This window comes from Veillonella parvula (assembly GCF_048309325.1).
GTDB lineage: Bacteria > Bacillota > Negativicutes > Veillonellales > Veillonellaceae > Veillonella > Veillonella parvula_T.
The window spans coordinates 167,971-183,751 of the sequence record NZ_DBFBTX010000005.1; the positions used below are offsets into that span (position 1 = coordinate 167,971).

At 40.5% G+C, this 15,781-nt stretch carries 14 protein-coding genes; all 14 read left to right on the forward strand.

Going from position 1 to position 15,781, the window contains the following annotated elements; genetic code table 11:
• Positions 1-7 precede the first annotated feature (7 nt).
• The 14 genes from ACMKPP_RS05405 to hisS all read left to right on the forward strand — a co-directional run bounded on the left by ACMKPP_RS05405 (position 8) and on the right by hisS (position 15,779).
• Positions 8-1,891 (forward strand): TIGR03960 family B12-binding radical SAM protein, encoded by a 1,884-nt coding sequence (locus tag ACMKPP_RS05405; RefSeq protein WP_418369388.1) that lies wholly within the window; start codon positions 8-10, stop codon positions 1,889-1,891.
• A complete protein-coding gene (locus ACMKPP_RS05410; RefSeq protein ID WP_128114055.1) occupies positions 1,863-2,558 on the forward strand; it encodes a TIGR03936 family radical SAM-associated protein in 696 nt (231 codons plus the stop codon). Before ACMKPP_RS05405 ends, ACMKPP_RS05410 begins: the two co-directional genes overlap by 29 nt.
• A 34-nt stretch (positions 2,559-2,592) precedes the next feature.
• Positions 2,593-4,020 (forward strand): Rne/Rng family ribonuclease, encoded by a 1,428-nt coding sequence (locus ACMKPP_RS05415; RefSeq protein ID WP_418369389.1) that lies wholly within the window; start codon positions 2,593-2,595, stop codon positions 4,018-4,020.
• Between the two features lie 27 nt (positions 4,021-4,047).
• Positions 4,048-4,623 (forward strand): manganese efflux pump MntP, encoded by a 576-nt coding sequence (locus ACMKPP_RS05420; RefSeq protein WP_316708498.1) that lies wholly within the window; start codon positions 4,048-4,050, stop codon positions 4,621-4,623.
• A 201-nt stretch (positions 4,624-4,824) separates the two neighbouring features.
• A complete protein-coding gene (gene rplU, locus ACMKPP_RS05425; RefSeq protein ID WP_004696434.1) occupies positions 4,825-5,136 on the forward strand; it encodes a 50S ribosomal protein L21 in 312 nt (103 codons plus the stop codon).
• Between the two features lie 2 nt (positions 5,137-5,138).
• A complete protein-coding gene (locus tag ACMKPP_RS05430) occupies positions 5,139-5,453 on the forward strand; it encodes a ribosomal-processing cysteine protease Prp (RefSeq protein ID WP_008601403.1) in 315 nt (104 codons plus the stop codon).
• A gap of 12 nt (positions 5,454-5,465) precedes the next feature.
• Positions 5,466-5,750: a 50S ribosomal protein L27 gene (gene rpmA, locus ACMKPP_RS05435; RefSeq protein WP_004696430.1), complete on the forward strand. Its 285-nt coding sequence runs from the start codon at positions 5,466-5,468 to the stop codon at positions 5,748-5,750.
• A gap of 325 nt (positions 5,751-6,075) precedes the next feature.
• Complete coding sequence (hydG, locus tag ACMKPP_RS05440; RefSeq protein WP_004696428.1) at positions 6,076-7,494, forward strand: [FeFe] hydrogenase H-cluster radical SAM maturase HydG; 1,419 nt, start codon at positions 6,076-6,078, stop codon at positions 7,492-7,494.
• A gap of 194 nt (positions 7,495-7,688) precedes the next feature.
• A complete protein-coding gene (gene recJ / locus ACMKPP_RS05445) occupies positions 7,689-9,671 on the forward strand; it encodes a single-stranded-DNA-specific exonuclease RecJ (RefSeq protein ID WP_418369390.1) in 1,983 nt (660 codons plus the stop codon).
• 11 nt (positions 9,672-9,682) lie between these two features.
• Positions 9,683-11,923, forward strand: a complete 2,241-nt coding sequence (locus tag ACMKPP_RS05450; RefSeq protein ID WP_004698558.1) for a RelA/SpoT family protein — start codon at positions 9,683-9,685, stop codon at positions 11,921-11,923.
• Positions 11,923-12,558: an MBL fold metallo-hydrolase gene (locus tag ACMKPP_RS05455; RefSeq protein ID WP_004698527.1), complete on the forward strand. Its 636-nt coding sequence runs from the start codon at positions 11,923-11,925 to the stop codon at positions 12,556-12,558. The genes ACMKPP_RS05450 and ACMKPP_RS05455 overlap by 1 nt, the downstream gene beginning before the upstream one ends.
• A gap of 41 nt (positions 12,559-12,599) precedes the next feature.
• A complete protein-coding gene (locus ACMKPP_RS05460) occupies positions 12,600-13,088 on the forward strand; it encodes a Fur family transcriptional regulator (protein WP_004696420.1) in 489 nt (162 codons plus the stop codon).
• Positions 13,081-14,508, forward strand: coding sequence for a coproporphyrinogen dehydrogenase HemZ (hemZ, locus tag ACMKPP_RS05465; RefSeq protein WP_004696418.1), 1,428 nt, complete (start codon positions 13,081-13,083; stop codon positions 14,506-14,508). Before ACMKPP_RS05460 ends, hemZ begins: the two co-directional genes overlap by 8 nt.
• On the forward strand, positions 14,508-15,779 hold the full coding sequence (gene hisS, locus ACMKPP_RS05470; protein WP_316063781.1) for a histidine--tRNA ligase: 1,272 nt from the start codon (positions 14,508-14,510) through the stop codon (positions 15,777-15,779). Before hemZ ends, hisS begins: the two co-directional genes overlap by 1 nt.
• The last annotated feature ends 2 nt before the right edge of the window (positions 15,780-15,781 follow it).

The window sequence follows — 15,781 nt, forward strand, 5'->3', positions numbered from 1 at the left end:
AGGATGTATGATTCAATTAGATACGTCATGGTTACAACATGTCCAAAAGCCCGCTCGCTACACGGGCGGCGAATACAATAGTATCGTGAAAGATCACAGTACTGTTGATGTAACTATGGCTTTAGGTTTTCCCGATGTGTACGAAGTGGCCATGAGTCATTTGGGCATCAAGATTTTGTATGGTCTCGTAAACCGTCGTGAAGATGCGGTAGCCGAGCGCGTATTTGCACCGTGGCACGATATGGAAGAGGAAATGCGCAAGCGTAATATTCCATTATTTTCCTTAGAAACACGTACGCCTATTAAAGACTTTGATGTGTTAGCATTTACGCTTCAATATGAAATGAGTTTTACTAACATTTTAAATATGCTCGATTTAGCAGGCATTCCTATGTATGCTAAGGAGCGTGATTTAGATTTTCCACTGCTTGTATGCGGTGGCCCTTGTGCGTATAATGTAGAGCCTATTGCTGATTTCTTTGATATCGTATCCCTCGGTGAATCCGAAGAGTGGGGCGATGAATTCATCGACTTATTTAAAGCAGAAAAAGCCAAAGGCTTCCCAGGTGGCAAAGAAGGCTTTTTGCGTAAAGTAGCCCAAATTCCTGGCACATATTGCCCGGCTTTATACGATGTAGAATACACCGAACAAGGCGATTTTAAATCGATTACGCCGCGTTTCGAAGACGTACCTGCAACCGTTGAGAAACGTATTATAGAGGATGTAGAGAATGTATTCTATCCAACAAAGCCTGTTGTACCGTTCCTTGATATAGTGCATGACCGTGCTGTATTGGAGTTATTCCGTGGCTGTACGCGTGGTTGTCGTTTCTGTCAGGCTGGTATGCTCTATCGTCCGGTTCGTGAAAAGACGCCAGAACGTTTGTTACAGATTGCTAAAGATATAATTGCCAATACGGGGTACAATGAAATATCCTTGATGAGTTTGAGCTCTGCGGACTATTCTAAATTGCCTGAACTCGTAGATATGCTCATGGAAGAGTTTAAAGATAAACAAGTTAGCGTTAGCTTACCGTCATTGCGTATTGATAGCTTCTCTATCGATATTGCGAAAAAGGTACAGCAAGTGCGCAAGAGTGGTCTTACCTTTGCTCCTGAAGCAGGTACGCAACGGATGCGTGACGTTATCAATAAGGGCGTTAGTGAAGAAGATTTGTTGGCCGCATGTACTAATGCCTTCAAATCAGGATGGAACACGGTTAAATTGTATTTTATGATGGGGCTTCCTACAGAAACAGACGAAGATTTGGCTGGTATTGCAGATCTTGCGTACAAGGTGCTTGACTTGCACCGTGATATTACAGGCAAACGTAATGGCTCTGTAACGGTGAGCGTATCCTTCTTCGTACCAAAAACACATTCTCCATATCAATGGTATGGCCAACAAGATGTGGAGGAGATTCATCGTAAACAACGTTACTTGAAGTCTCTCATCAATAATCGTAACATTTCTTATCACTATCATGATGGTTATACTGGCTACATGGAAGCCGCTTTTGCTCGTGGAGATCGTAGACTATCTAAAGTTCTCGTAGAGGCTTGGAAGGCTGGTTGTAAATTTGATGGTTGGACTGAGTTCTTTAACTATGAAGCTTGGTTGAAAGCATTCGCTGACTGCGGATTGGATCCTGCGTATTTTGCACGTCGTACACGAGATTTCGATGAGCCATTGCCTTGGGATCATTTAGATTGCACTGTAAGTAAAGCTTTCTTAAAACGCGAGTGGGAACAAGCGGTGGCAGCTAATCTTACAGGCGATTGTCGTCGAGCTCCATGCAAGGGCTGTAATGTATGTCCAGAGCTCAATACAGCTATTATTGACTATAAGGAGGGTGGCAGAGTTGAAAAAGTTACGTTTGGCCTTAAATAAGGGCGAAGAATTACGATTCCTGTCACACCTTGATTATGCTCAAGCTGTAGAGCGGATGATACGTCGAGCAGAAATTAAAATGGCATATTCTGAAGGCTTTAACCCTCATATGAAAATTAGCTTTTCCTCTGCTCTTGCTTTAGGCGTAACGGCAGCGGCTGAATATATCGATATGGATGTGCTCGAAGATGATAGTTTAGAGTCTATTATGGACCGCTTAAACCGCGTAGCGCCTCCTGGTCTTGAGGTCCTAAATGGTAAAGAAATGCCTGAAAAGGTGAAAAAGATGATGGCCATTTGTAACTTTGCTATCTATGAGGTAACAGGTCCTGTGACAGATAAAAATGCAGATTGGGATGCGTTACTTAAACCTTTTAATAAAGCAACGGAAATTTCTTATGAAAAGGTGACACCTAAGAAAACTCGTACCATTGATGTAAAAGAGTTTGTAAAAGAACCGGTCGTAGCCTCTATTAAGGATGACATGGTGACTCTTACAATGGGCATCGGTATTTATCCGCAAGGGACTATTAAACCTAGCGAAGTATGGAATCTTGGTAAAGAACAGTATAATTGGCCTATTACTTCAGATTACGAAATTCACCGTAAAGCCATTATGGTAGAAAACGAAGAAGGTCGCTATACGCCATTAGAGATTAATTACTAATTATAATTTAGCTGATAAAGAAGGGAGGGATAGGATGCATAAAATTTTGGTCAATGTTATGCGCGAAGAAATTCGCATGGCTGTTATCGATGAAGAAGGTCAGCTAGTGGACTTTGTCTTGGAGCGTACCGATGAGTCTCATATGGCAAATCATATGTACAAAGGCACAGTAAAGAATGTATTGAATGGTATGCAAGCGGCCTTTGTTGATATTGGGGGCTCTCAAAATGCGTACTTGAACTTACAACAAGGGAAGGAACAGAAAATTTTGCCACGCTTATCTGTGGGGCAACAAATTCTCGTTCAAGTAGTGAAAGAAGAAATGCTTGGTAAAGGTGCCCGCGTGACTGCAGACGTCAGTTTGGCCGGTCGTTTTATGGTACTATTACCATATTCTGAAGGCATGCATATTTCCAAGAAAATTACAGACGAAACCATGCGCAGTAAACTACAAGAATTGGCAGCCCCTTATGTACAAGAAGGTTGCGGTTTTATCATTCGCACTGCAGCAGCTAAGGCCAGTGCCGATGAAATCGGTCGCGATATGGAGTATCTGTGGCGGACCTGGCAACATGTGTTGAAGCGCTTTAAGGTGGCTAAGAGCGGTACTGATTTATATAGTGACGCGGATTTCTGGTTCCGCCTTGTACGGGACTATGCGCATCGCAATGTAGAGGAAATCATCGTCGATTCCGATATGGGAGAACCCCGATTGCTGGACCTCTTAGGGCATGGACCTACGTCACAACAAATTAAAGTAACACGTCATCGTGATAGCACACCGATTTTTAAAGCAAATCACATTGAACCTCAATTGGAAGATCTTATCTCTCGCGATATTAATCTTCCTTCTGGTGGTTCAATCCGTATTGACCATACGGAGGCCCTCACAGTATTTGATGTAAACTCTGCTCATTACACTGGTAAATCTAATAAGCTGGAAGATTTAGCTTTCACAGTCAATAAAGAAGCGGCAAAAGAAATCTGTCGTCAATTGCGCTTGCGCGATATTGGCGGTATCATTGTGGTTGATTTCATCGATATGAAAGATAAAGAGCATCAACAAGAATTGTTAAAATTGTTGGGGGTACAAGCTAAGTTAGATAAAATGAAAACTGTTGTATGCGGCATTAGTTCGCTTGGCCTCGTAGAGATGACCCGAAAGCGAGCTCGCCAAGGCTTGCAAACCTTGATGTTTGATACATGCCCTCAATGCGGTGGTACGGGCTATATGTTGTCAGGGCGTACTGTATATATGCAGATTGTGCGTCGTATCCGCGAGTTATTTAAATCGGGACGTATTAAAACAGATTTAGAACTCGAAGTTCATCCGGAGGTAGCTCAGTATTTAACAAAGGCTGTTCTCGTGGATTTGGGTGAGTCTATAGGGCGCAAGATTTCTATTGTGGTAAATCCACAAATTAGCCGTGAAGGGTATTCCCTGATGGCTGTCACTGAATAATATGTAGTTTGTTTATAGAGGAGTACCGTGTCTGTATTTGAAATTATATTAATTAGTATAGGCCTAGCGATGGATGCCTTTGGTGTATCTATTGGTAAGGGGCTGACAATGCCTGTAGGTGAGAATGGTCGCAAGGTAACCTTGGCATTTCTTTTTGGTTTGTTCCAGTTTCTTATGCCTCTTATTGGTTGGCTCATCGGTCGTCAATTTATCGATGTGATTGCTGATTGGGACCACTGGATTATCTTTGGCCTTCTTGGTTATTTAGGTATCGCTATGATCAGAGAGGGACTTAGCGATGATGATGAAGAGGACGATGATAAGCAATTCTTGGGTGTCTGGGAAATGATGATGCTCTCCGTAGCGACTAGCCTTGATGCAATGGCTGTAGGACTGACCTTTGCATTCTTACCTATTAATGTATGGAAAGCATCTACGATGATTGGTGTTATTACCTTTGGTATATCTTTAGTGGGTGTTTACTTAGGTAAATTTATGGGCCGATTTGTTGGAAAATATGCAGATATAGTAGGTGGAGGTGTATTGATCCTCATCGGTACAAAGATACTTTTACAACATCTTGGGATTATTGGAGAATTTTAAGGTATATATATGTGAAAGTGTTAGAAACTGAGCGGATTCTGTTGATTTTTGTTTGACATGACTGTGTAAATAGGATATACTATATCAGTATTAGTTCGGTTTACTGAACTTTGCAATCCGCGTGAAGCAGGTTTAAACGCCCGACCGAAGTTCGGGTCGGGATACCGAATTCAGCGAGTTCGATAACAAGGAGGTGTTCTCATGTACGCAATTATTAAAACTGGTGGTAAACAATATCGCGTTGCTGAAGGCGATGTAATTACTATCGAAAAATTGGAAGCAGCTGCTGACGAGTCCGTTACATTCGAAGAAGTTTTGACTGTAGTGAATGACGGCGACGTTAAAGTTGGCGCTCCTCTTGTAAACGGTGCAAAAGTTACAGGTACAGTTCTTGAGCATGGTAAAGGTAAAAAAATCTTAGTATTCAAATACAAAGCTAAATCCAACTACCGTCGTCGTCAAGGCCATCGTCAACCGTTCACAAAAGTTCGTATTGAATCTATCCAAGCTTAATTATGGTTTCCATTGGAATCCAGCGGAATAGTGATGGTCAAGTAGTTGGTTGTCATATGTCCGGTCATGCAGGATATGATGAACATGGCTTCGATATCGTATGTGCCGCAGTGTCCGCCTTGTCGGCAACGGCAATGTTAGGACTCACCCAAATTGCTCGACAAGAAGGGGAGTATACGAATAGCGAAGGTCAATGTGATATAGTTCTCTCTGGTACGATTAATCAGAGTGGACAGGATATTCTGGGGACTATGCTTCTCGGTTTGGAGGAAATTAGCCGTCAATATCCAGAGTTTGTCCAAATTCACGAAATATAGGAGGTGAACTTAATGTTTACTTTTGATTTGCAATTGTTCGCACATAAAAAAGGTGTGTCCAGTACTCGTAACGGTCGTGACAGTGAATCTAAACGTCTTGGTGTTAAATGCCATGATGGTTCCATCGTAAAGAGCGGTAACATCATCGTTCGTCAACGTGGTACTCACTTCCACCCTGGTACTAACGTAGGTATTGGTAAAGATGACACTTTATTTGCACTTGTGCCTGGTAAAGTAGCATTTGAACGTGCTGGTCGTTATAACCGTAAAGTTAGCGTATACCCTGTAGAAGCTTAATTTTATAAGACTATTAATCCCTAGTGGTTTCCACTAGGGATTTTTTGTTGTTTACAGGTGATCGTAATTGAATGAATAAACCATATACATTTTAGTCATATTCGATATAGATAATCGATATAGATTAGAAACTCCCATGATATAAAGGTTGCTTCCTCTTATGAGGTGGCAACCTTTTTGCATGTATCAAATTCCTGTGCTTTTTAGTAGGAATAGTGGTATACTATGTACAGTATCAGTGAAATACCAGAAGACTGGTTGTCATATACTTTCATAAACCTAAAGAGGGGTGGCATTGCCACTAGAAAGATTTGAGGTAAGTACTATGTATGATGTAAAATCTCCAAAGGCGGAGGAATTTATTTCCCATCAGGAAATCCTTGACACACTTGCCTATGCAGAGGAAAACAAGGAAAATCGGGAGTTGTTAGATGCTATTTTAGCGAAAGCTGCTACTTTTAAGGGATTAAACCACCGAGAAGCAGCAGTTCTCTTAGAATGTCCGTTACCTGAATATAAGGAAAAGCTTTTTGCTTTAGCAAAGGAAATCAAGAAGGCTATCTACGGCGATCGTATTGTTCTATTTGCACCGTTATACTTGTCTAACTATTGTATCAATGGATGTGTGTATTGTCCGTACCACTCCAAAAACCGCGATATTAAACGTAAAAAATTAACGCAAGACCAAATCAGAGAAGAGGTTATTGCGTTAGAAGCGATGGGCCATAAGCGTATTGTAATTGAGTCTGGTGAGGATCCATTAAATAATCCACTAGAATATATTTTGGAATCCATCAAGACGATTTACGGTATCAAAAATAAAAATGGTGAAATCCGCCGTGTAAACGTAAATATTGCAGCTTGTTCCGTTGAGGACTACAAAAAATTACATGAAGCTGGTATTGGCACATATACATTATTCCAAGAAACATATAATAAAGAAAACTATGAAGCCTTACATCCTACAGGCCCTAAGAGCGACTACGCCTACCATACAGAGGCGATGGACCGCGCTATGCAAGGTGGTATTGATGATGTAGGCATCGGTGTTCTTTATGGTTTGGAGCATTATAAATACGATTTCGTTGGTTTGTTGATGCACGCAGAACATTTAGAGGCTGTGTATGGGGTAGGTCCACATACTATTTCTGTACCTCGTATTTGTCCAGCGGATGATATCGATGTAGATGATTTCAGTAATGCTGTACCTGATGATGTATTTGAAAAAATTGTTGCTCTTATCCGCGTCTCCACACCGTATACAGGTATGATTATGTCCACTCGTGAAAGTCAATCCATGCGTGAACGTGGCTTGGCATTAGGTATCTCCCAAATTAGTGGTGGATCTCGTACTAGTGTAGGTGGTTACAAAGAAGAAGAAAAGCCAGAAGATAATACGGCACAATTCGATCGTAGTGATACGCGTACATTAGATGAAATCGTTAACTGGTTGCTAGACCTTGGGTATGTTCCAAGCTTCTGTACTGCTTGTTATCGTGCAGGTAGAACTGGGGATCGATTCATGGCTCTTGCAAAATCCGGTCAAATTCACAACTGTTGTCAACCAAATGCGTTGATGACATTGAACGAATATATCATGGATTACGGCAATGATGAAACTAAGGCTCATGGTTCTAAGGTTATTGAACAACAGTTAGAAAATATCAAAAATGATTTAGTTAAAGATAAAGCTAAAGCTTATATTGCACAGATGAAAGACGGCGAACGGGACTTCCGGTTCTAAGGAATTCACTGATATGGAGCCTCCTATTGATAATGGGAGGCTCTTTCTTGTTGAGAAAATAGCAAGATTTAAATGAGAATAAAATATATAAAATAGTTTATTTTATTTGCATTTTAAGGTATAATAAATAAAAATGATAATGATAATACGTTGAATTCAAGAATAATATTGATTATAAACTACTGAGGGATATGATGATTAAGAAAAAACGTTGGCGCCTTTGTAAAGGTGATCAAGAGAAAGAGAATATCTTAATCCGTGAACTTGGTGTAAACCCTATTGTGGCTAAATTAATGGTGAATCGTCACATTGATGTAGACGAAGGTCGTCAGTTTTTACAAGGTACTTTGTCAGATTTGTTAGATCCATTTACATTAAAAGATATGGATGTGGCTGTTTCACTAGTTCTGGAAACAATTGAAAGTCACAAACCAATCGTCATTTATGGTGATTATGATGTAGATGGTATTACTGCAACATCAGTACTTTATCGATTTTTAAAGAAATTAGGTGCCGATGTTACCTATTACATACCAGAACGTCAAAGTGAAGGGTATGGCCTCAATTTAGAGGCTTTAGAGCACCTTATTGAACGGGGAACGGCTTTAGTCATTACTGTAGACTGCGGCATTAGTTCTTACGATATTGTAGAGGCTGTACGAGACCGTATCGATATGATTATTACGGATCATCATACGGCGCCTGATATGATTCCACGAGCCAAGGCCGTTATAAATCATAAGCAAAAGGACTGTCCGTATAAGGATAAAAACTTATCTGGAGTAGGTGTTGCTTTTAAGTTATGCCAAGCCTTGTGGCTTACAAAGCGCGGAGAATGGTACTTAGATGATTTAGATATCGTTGCACTTGGCACTGTGGCCGATGTAGTGCCTTTGGTCGGTGAGAACCGTATCATTGTAAAATCAGGCCTTGAGAAGATGAATAGGGAACCTAACTTGGGGATCAAAAAGCTTATTGATGTAGCTGGGCTCCATGAACGAACTATTACATCTGGACATATTGGTTTTACCTTAGGACCTCGTCTTAATGCAGCGGGTCGCGTAACGCATGCAACGCGTGCGGTCGAACTACTTGTGACCGATGACGAGGATATAGTAGAGGCAATTGCGGCGGAACTAAATGAAACGAATCGTGAACGACAAGAGTTAGAACGAAATATTCATGAGTTGGCTCGTGTTGATGTAGCTAATCAAGGACATAAAGCTGATTATGTAACTATTGTGGCCGGCGAAGAGTGGCATCCAGGAGTTATTGGTATTGTTGCCTCTCGTCTAGTAGAGGAGTTTTACAAACCAACCTTAGTCATCAGTATTCATGATGGCATTGGTAAAGGCTCGTGCCGTAGTATAGATGGCTTTAACATATATGATGCATTAAAATCTTGTGAGAATATCTTGCTACAGTTTGGCGGGCATGCTGCGGCAGCAGGCTTTAGCATCGATGCAAATCGTATTGATGAGTTACGAGAACGGTTAACCAAGTATTGCAAAGCAGTTATTACAGAAGAGGAATATATTCCTGTGGTTGCTATTGATGCGGAACTACCTGTTGATGATATCGATGTCGATATCATTGACCGCGTATCAGACCTTGAACCTTATGGGATGGCCAATAGCACGCCAGTCTTTGCTATTATGGAAGCTACCGTGCAAGATATTATGCTCATGGGCCAATTAAAAAATCATTGTAAGATAATATTTGAAACTTCGAGTGGTACATTAGATGCTATAGCTTGGAATCGTCCAGACTTATTTAAATCTATCTTTGTGGGAACTGTGGTAAAAGTGGCATTTTCCTTGCAAAAGAATGAATGGCAAGGTATGGTTTCTCCGCAACTCATGATTCAAGCTATTGAACCATTGACTGAAGAGCCGATTAAGCTTTCTACAGAAGGGCTTAGACAAATGTATGTCATAATAAAACAGTCCATGCGAGGTCGCAGTCAGTCGGTTTATAATGTTGAACAAGATATATTGCGCCGCAAGCCGGCAGATCAAAATAATCGCAGTGCTTTAACATCTATCGATGTATTTAAAGAATTGGGCATTGTTGAAGAATATACAAGTGATGATGGTCAATTAATGCTTAGATGGAACGCCATTGAAGGAAAATTAGATCTTGTCACATCCGTAACATTCCTTACTTATAGTGTATAGGAGGTGACATCATGACAACTGTAAATGAAGAAGGCAAAGCTTTGGTGGAACAAAGTACGTTTGATAAAAGTAAAGCCTTAGCTGACTTTATGGAGTATATCCATACCTATTTAACAGATGATGAGTGTGACCAAGTATTGAAAGCTTTTGAGCTTGCTGATAAGGCTCATGAAGGTCAGTTTAGAGCTTCCGGTGAACCATATATTATGCATCCTCTAGCTGTAGCTGATATTTTGGCACATTTACAAATCGACCATATTACACTCATGGCAGCTCTTATGCATGATGTGGTCGAAGATACATCTTACTCGAAGGAAGACCTAGAGGAGATGTTTGGCTCTGAAGTAGCATTCCTTGTTGATGGGGTAACAAAATTAAACCAATTCCAGTATGAAACAAAAGAAGATCGCCAAATGGAAAACTATCGAAAGATGATTTTAGCCATGGCGAAGGACGTACGTGTCGTAGTTATTAAATTGGGGGACCGCTTACATAATATGCGTACCTTAAAGCATATGCGTAGTGATAAGCAAAAGCGTATTGCGAAGGAAACCCTAGAAATCTTTGCACCTTTGGCACATCGTCTCGGTATCTTCAATGTGAAATGGGAGTTGGAAGATTTATCCTTCCGTTATTTAGAGCCGGAAAAATACTATGATCTAGTTGATCAAATGAAACAAAAACGCCAAGTCCGTGAAGACATCGTTAATGATACGATGAGTCAACTTACAAAGGCTTTAAGCGAAGCTCATATCAAGGCGGATATCAAAGGTCGTCCAAAACACTTCTACAGTATTTATAAGAAGATGAAAAAGGACAATCGTGATTTATCCCAAATTTATGATTTGCTTGCCGTTCGTGTAATTGTTGATAGCATTCCTGATTGTTATGCAGTACTTGGCATTGCTCATAGCTTGTGGAAACCATTACCATATCGCTTTAAGGATTATATTTCCATGCCGAAGTCTAATATGTATCAATCTTTGCATACTACCGTTATCGGCACGATGGGGCAGCCTGTAGAGATTCAAATTCGTACATGGGAAATGCATCGTGTATCTGAATACGGTGTGGCTGCTCATTGGCGATATAAAGAAGGAAATAAAAACGGCGATAAAGAATTCGACCAAAAGGTTGCATGGCTGCGCCAGGTTCTTGAATGGCAAGATACGAGTAATCCAACGGAACTCGTTAATGCTCTGAAATTAGACGTTTTCTCTGGCGAGGTATTTGTATTTACGCCAAAGGGCGACGTTGTTAAGTTGCCAATAGGCTCTGTACCGCTCGACTTTGCCTATCGAGTTCATACCGATGTAGGTCATCATTGTGTAGGCGCTAAGGTAAACGGCAAAATTGTACCGCTGGATTATACCTTGCAAAATGGTGATATTGTTGATATTATCACATCCAAAACAGGTCGTCCTAGCCTCGACTGGTTGAATATCGTAGGTTCTTCTGAAAGCAAGAGCAAAATTCGCAATTGGTTCAAGCGCGAAAATAAAGCTGAAAATATTGAAAAAGGTTTAGACTCTCTTGAAAAAGAAGCGAAACGACTGAATCATAATTGGAAAGAATTATGTGCAGACAACCGTTTACAACATGTAACGAAACAACTTAAAGCCGGTACAGAAGAGGAAATGTTTGCAGCCTGTGGCTATGGCGGCATTCCTGTAAGCACTGTTCTTTTGCGTTTAATTGAACTTTATAAAAAGTCTAAAGAGGTAGAGGAATCTAAGCGCAGCACAGAGCAAATTATCGAGAAATTAAAATCTCAAGGACAAAAGAAAACTAAAAATGGCACTGGTGTTCTCGTAAAAGGTGAAGCTGGTGTGATGGTGCGTATGGCAAAATGCTGTAATCCTGTACCTGGTGATGATATTATAGGTTACATAACCCGTGGTCGTGGCGTTTCTATTCATCGCTGTGATTGCCCTAGCATGGGCCATTCTGCTGAAGACTTAGAGCGGATGATAGAAGTCTCTTGGGACGGTTCTTCTGGCGAATCTTTCCACGTAGGCATTGATATTCAAGCTTATGATCGAGCTGGTATTCTCATGGAAGTTATGGCGGTGCTTTCAGAATTGAAAATCACCATTACTAACATCAATGCTAAGGTTCAAGAAGATACAAAAAATGTAAGCATCAATTTGGTGGTTGATATCCGGGATATTTCGCAACTAGATTTCGTAATGACTAAATTGCGTCGTATTCGTGAAGTGTATACTGTTCAACGTAGTAAAGGAGGGGCTTAATGAGCGAACAACAATTAGTGCTTATGCGCATGCCTTTAGGTCCACTAGGAACAAATTGCTATGTTATCGGTGATAAAGCGATAGGTGAAGCTTTCATTATCGATCCTGCAACAGCTGAAGTACTAGATGCGCTAAAAAAACATGACTTAAAGCCGAAGGCGATTGTACTGACACATGGTCATGGAGATCATATTGGTGGCATTCAAGAGATTGTAAACATCTATCATGTGCCTGTATATATTCATAAGGGCGATGTACCGTATTTATCTGATCCTGAACTTAATCTTAGTGCTTATAGCAATCCAACGCCAATTAAGGTAAAAGCGGAAATCATCGAGGTTAAACAAGGTGATCATATTACATGTGGTGATATCGATCTTGAGGTGCTTGAAACACCAGGTCATACGCCAGGAGGGGTGTGTTATTACATGGAAGGTCTTGTATTTGTAGGGGATACTCTATTCAGAGATTCCGTAGGCCGTACAGATTTTCCAAATGGTTCTTATGAGATCCTGATATCATCGATTAAGACTCAGCTATATAGATTGCCTGATAATACAATGGTTTATCCTGGTCATGGACCGGAAACAAATATAGGGTATGAAAAACAATACAACCCATTCGTTGGTCAGTAGGTTTAAACGAATTATTTTTTACAGTCGAGGGGAAATTTATTATGAACACAACATTAGAAAAATTAAAAGAACGCATTAAAGACAAAAAGTACAAATTGACAACTCAACGTCAAACAATCTTACAAGCATTCATTGATGCTGATGAAAATCACTTGAGTGCTGAAGATGTATATGTTCTTGTAAAAGAAGTAGCACCTGATATCGGGTTAGCAACAATTTACAGAACTCTTGATCTCTTCACAGAACTTGATTTGTTAAAACGTCTTGATTTTGGTGATGGCCGTAATCGCTATGAATTAAATGACGAAGAGTTCGCTCATTTCCATCATCATTTGATTTGCGTAAAATGTGGTAAAGTATCCGAGTTTGAAGACGACATGCTTGAAACATTGGAGTCTATTATCGCTAAGAAATTAAACTTCCGTACCATTGATCATCAATTGAAAGTATATGGTTACTGTAGTGATTGCCAAAATCATATGACTGAAGCAGAATTAGAAAAGCTTGAGCGTATGTCCCATCATGGTTAATGGATATCTATATACGGGTCCATTACCACTTGGCTCCGTAGTAGCTCATAACTGTGGCGCGGCGGGACTCTTTTCTGATAAGATAAATCCAGAGGTTATCCTTGAAGCACATGAAGTGGAAGGGCTCTACACATTAACTGTTACCATTGGTGATTCGGTTCAGATTTTTGAAGGCCCTGTTTCCTCTATGGGGCGTCGCCAAATTGGACAAGCCTTGTTGCGCTATTTGCGTGAATATCAAGGCTTACCTGCTGAGGCTCCGTGGGGAACTATGGTAGGTGTGCGCCCTACAAAGCTACTACATAAATATATAGATACATATGGCTCTGTCCACGCAGCAACTCGTCACATTCGGGACGAGTTTTCTGTGTCTATGGAAAAGCTTGCTACTTTGGGGGACATTGGCGAGTATCAACGTCCATTTCTATCTGATACAGATGATAAAAAGGTGAGTCTCTATTGTGGTATTCCTTTCTGTGACACGCGTTGTGTATATTGCTCGTTTCCATATGGTCTCTATCAGGATTATGCTGGTAAAAGTCAATTCCTAAAGGCTTTAACCCGTGATATAGAAGATATGAAAGCTATTGTCCAATCTTATAATTTAACCGTAAATACCCTCTATATGGGCGGTGGTACTCCGACAGTGCTAAAGGATGAAGACTTTCACCAGGTTCTAAAACAGTTGTCTCTACTCGTACCAGAAGGTCATGAATTTACTGTAGAGGCAGGACGACCTGATTCTGTTAATCCTACAAAGCTACGTTCCATGCTTGCGCTAGGTGTGAATCGTATTAGCATTAACCCGCAAACAATGCAAGATGATATTTTGCGTCGTATTGGACGCGGCCATAGTGTACGGGATATTGATGAACTTTTACAATATGTAAAAAACAATACATCATTAGCCGTAAATATGGATTTTATTGCAGGCTTGCCTAATCAAACGATGTTAAACATGATAGAGAATATGGATTATGTATGTCAAAATCTGCCGGAAAATGTTACAATTCATACGTTAGCATTAAAACGTGGTAGCCCGTTGTACGATTTACATATGGAAGATGATATTCCTGAAGAACATCTTGTGGCGGAAATGGTACAATATGGTAAAGAGCGTCTTGAAGCAGCTGGTTATGTGCCATATTATTTATATCGCCAACAATATATGAGAGGGCAGTTAGAGAATATTGGCTATACCTTGCCTGGCAAAGCGTGTGAATATAATATTCAGATCATGGAAGAACGGCAGAGTATTCTATCTATGGGGCCTGGCAGCTCGTCTAAGTGGATGCGAGCCCCTGAATACCGTCAACTTAAACAGCATATGCCAAAAGACGTAGATGTTTATCACGAAACGATAGATGCACTTTTAGAGAAACGACATAGAATTTGTGAAAGATTTTGGGAGGTTGTGTAATGGCTATAAGAAAACCAAGAGGTACACAAGACTTTTTGCCAGAACAGATGATACATTGGCATTATATTGAACAACGTATGCGCGAAATTTGTAAAGTATATGGGTTCAATGAAATTCGCACACCTGCCTTTGAAGAAACTAAATTATTCTTACGCGGTATCGGTGAGACTACAGATGTAGTACAAAAAGAGATGTACACCTTTACCACCGGTGATGACGGTGGTTCTAGCTTTACCTTACGCCCTGAAAATACGGCGTCTGCTGTGCGCGCATACTTAGAAAATAAAGTATATGGTAAAGAAGGTCTCACAAAATGGTATTACATGGGCCCTATGTTCCGTCATGATAAACCGCAAGCGGGTCGTTATCGTCAATTCCACCAATTTGGTGCAGAGGTACTAGGTTCGCAATCTCCAGTGGTAGATAGTGAAGTTATCTGCATGGTTGTACAATTGTTAAAAGATTTTGGTCTTAAAGATCTCAATGTAGAGGTGAACTCCGTAGGTTGTCCAACATGTCGCCCTGTATACCGCGAAAAATTAATCGCCTTCTTTGAACCAAAAAAGGAACAATTATGTAGCGATTGTCAAGAACGGTTGTACAAAAATCCTTTGCGTATACTGGATTGTAAAAATGAAACATGTAAATCCTTGTCCGTAGGTGCTCCTGAAATTCACGAACATTTATGTGAAGAGTGTCATGATCATTTTGAAGAATTGAAAACCTATTTAACTGCAGCTAATGTGCAATATACTTTAAATCCTCGTCTCGTACGTGGCCTTGATTACTATACAAAGACAGCCTTTGAGGTACAATATACTCCTTTAGGTGCTCAAAGTGCTGTAGCCGGTGGTGGCCGTTACGATGGTCTCGTAGAAGAACTCGATGGACCTCATACTCCAGCTATCGGTTTTGCTATGGGCATGGAGCGTTTACTATTAGCTCTTGAAAAACAAAACTTATTGCCTGAGCCAACTGTAGAACCATCTGTATTCGTAGTCGCTCTTGGTGATGGGGCTAAGGTAGAGGCTTTCAAAATTTGCCAAGCCTTACATGATGAATATATTACCGTTGAAATGGACGGGCAGGGCAAGAGTATGAAGGCACAATTAAAATACGCTAACAAAATTAATGCGAAATATGTTATTATATTGGGTGATGATGAATTGGCTCGTAAAGAAGCCATAATTCGATTCATGGATACTAGTGAACAAGAGACTGTATCTCTTGATACAGTGGCTGAACGTATAACTTCTTTGGTGAAAGGATGACA

Coding starts and splice junctions, on each gene's coding strand:
- hemZ (WP_004696418.1), top strand. CDS start 13,081: ATGGTTAATGGATATCTATATACGGGTCCATTACCACTTGGCTCCGTA.
- rplU (WP_004696434.1), top strand. CDS start 4,825: ATGTACGCAATTATTAAAACTGGTGGTAAACAATATCGCGTTGCTGAA.
- ACMKPP_RS05455 (WP_004698527.1), top strand. CDS start 11,923: ATGAGCGAACAACAATTAGTGCTTATGCGCATGCCTTTAGGTCCACTA.
- ACMKPP_RS05430 (WP_008601403.1), top strand. CDS start 5,139: ATGGTTTCCATTGGAATCCAGCGGAATAGTGATGGTCAAGTAGTTGGT.
- ACMKPP_RS05405 (WP_418369388.1), top strand. CDS start 8: ATGATTCAATTAGATACGTCATGGTTACAACATGTCCAAAAGCCCGCT.
- ACMKPP_RS05415 (WP_418369389.1), top strand. CDS start 2,593: ATGCATAAAATTTTGGTCAATGTTATGCGCGAAGAAATTCGCATGGCT.
- ACMKPP_RS05460 (WP_004696420.1), top strand. CDS start 12,600: ATGAACACAACATTAGAAAAATTAAAAGAACGCATTAAAGACAAAAAG.
- hisS (WP_316063781.1), top strand. CDS start 14,508: ATGGCTATAAGAAAACCAAGAGGTACACAAGACTTTTTGCCAGAACAG.
- hydG (WP_004696428.1), top strand. CDS start 6,076: ATGTATGATGTAAAATCTCCAAAGGCGGAGGAATTTATTTCCCATCAG.
- rpmA (WP_004696430.1), top strand. CDS start 5,466: ATGTTTACTTTTGATTTGCAATTGTTCGCACATAAAAAAGGTGTGTCC.
- recJ (WP_418369390.1), top strand. CDS start 7,689: ATGATTAAGAAAAAACGTTGGCGCCTTTGTAAAGGTGATCAAGAGAAA.
- ACMKPP_RS05450 (WP_004698558.1), top strand. CDS start 9,683: ATGACAACTGTAAATGAAGAAGGCAAAGCTTTGGTGGAACAAAGTACG.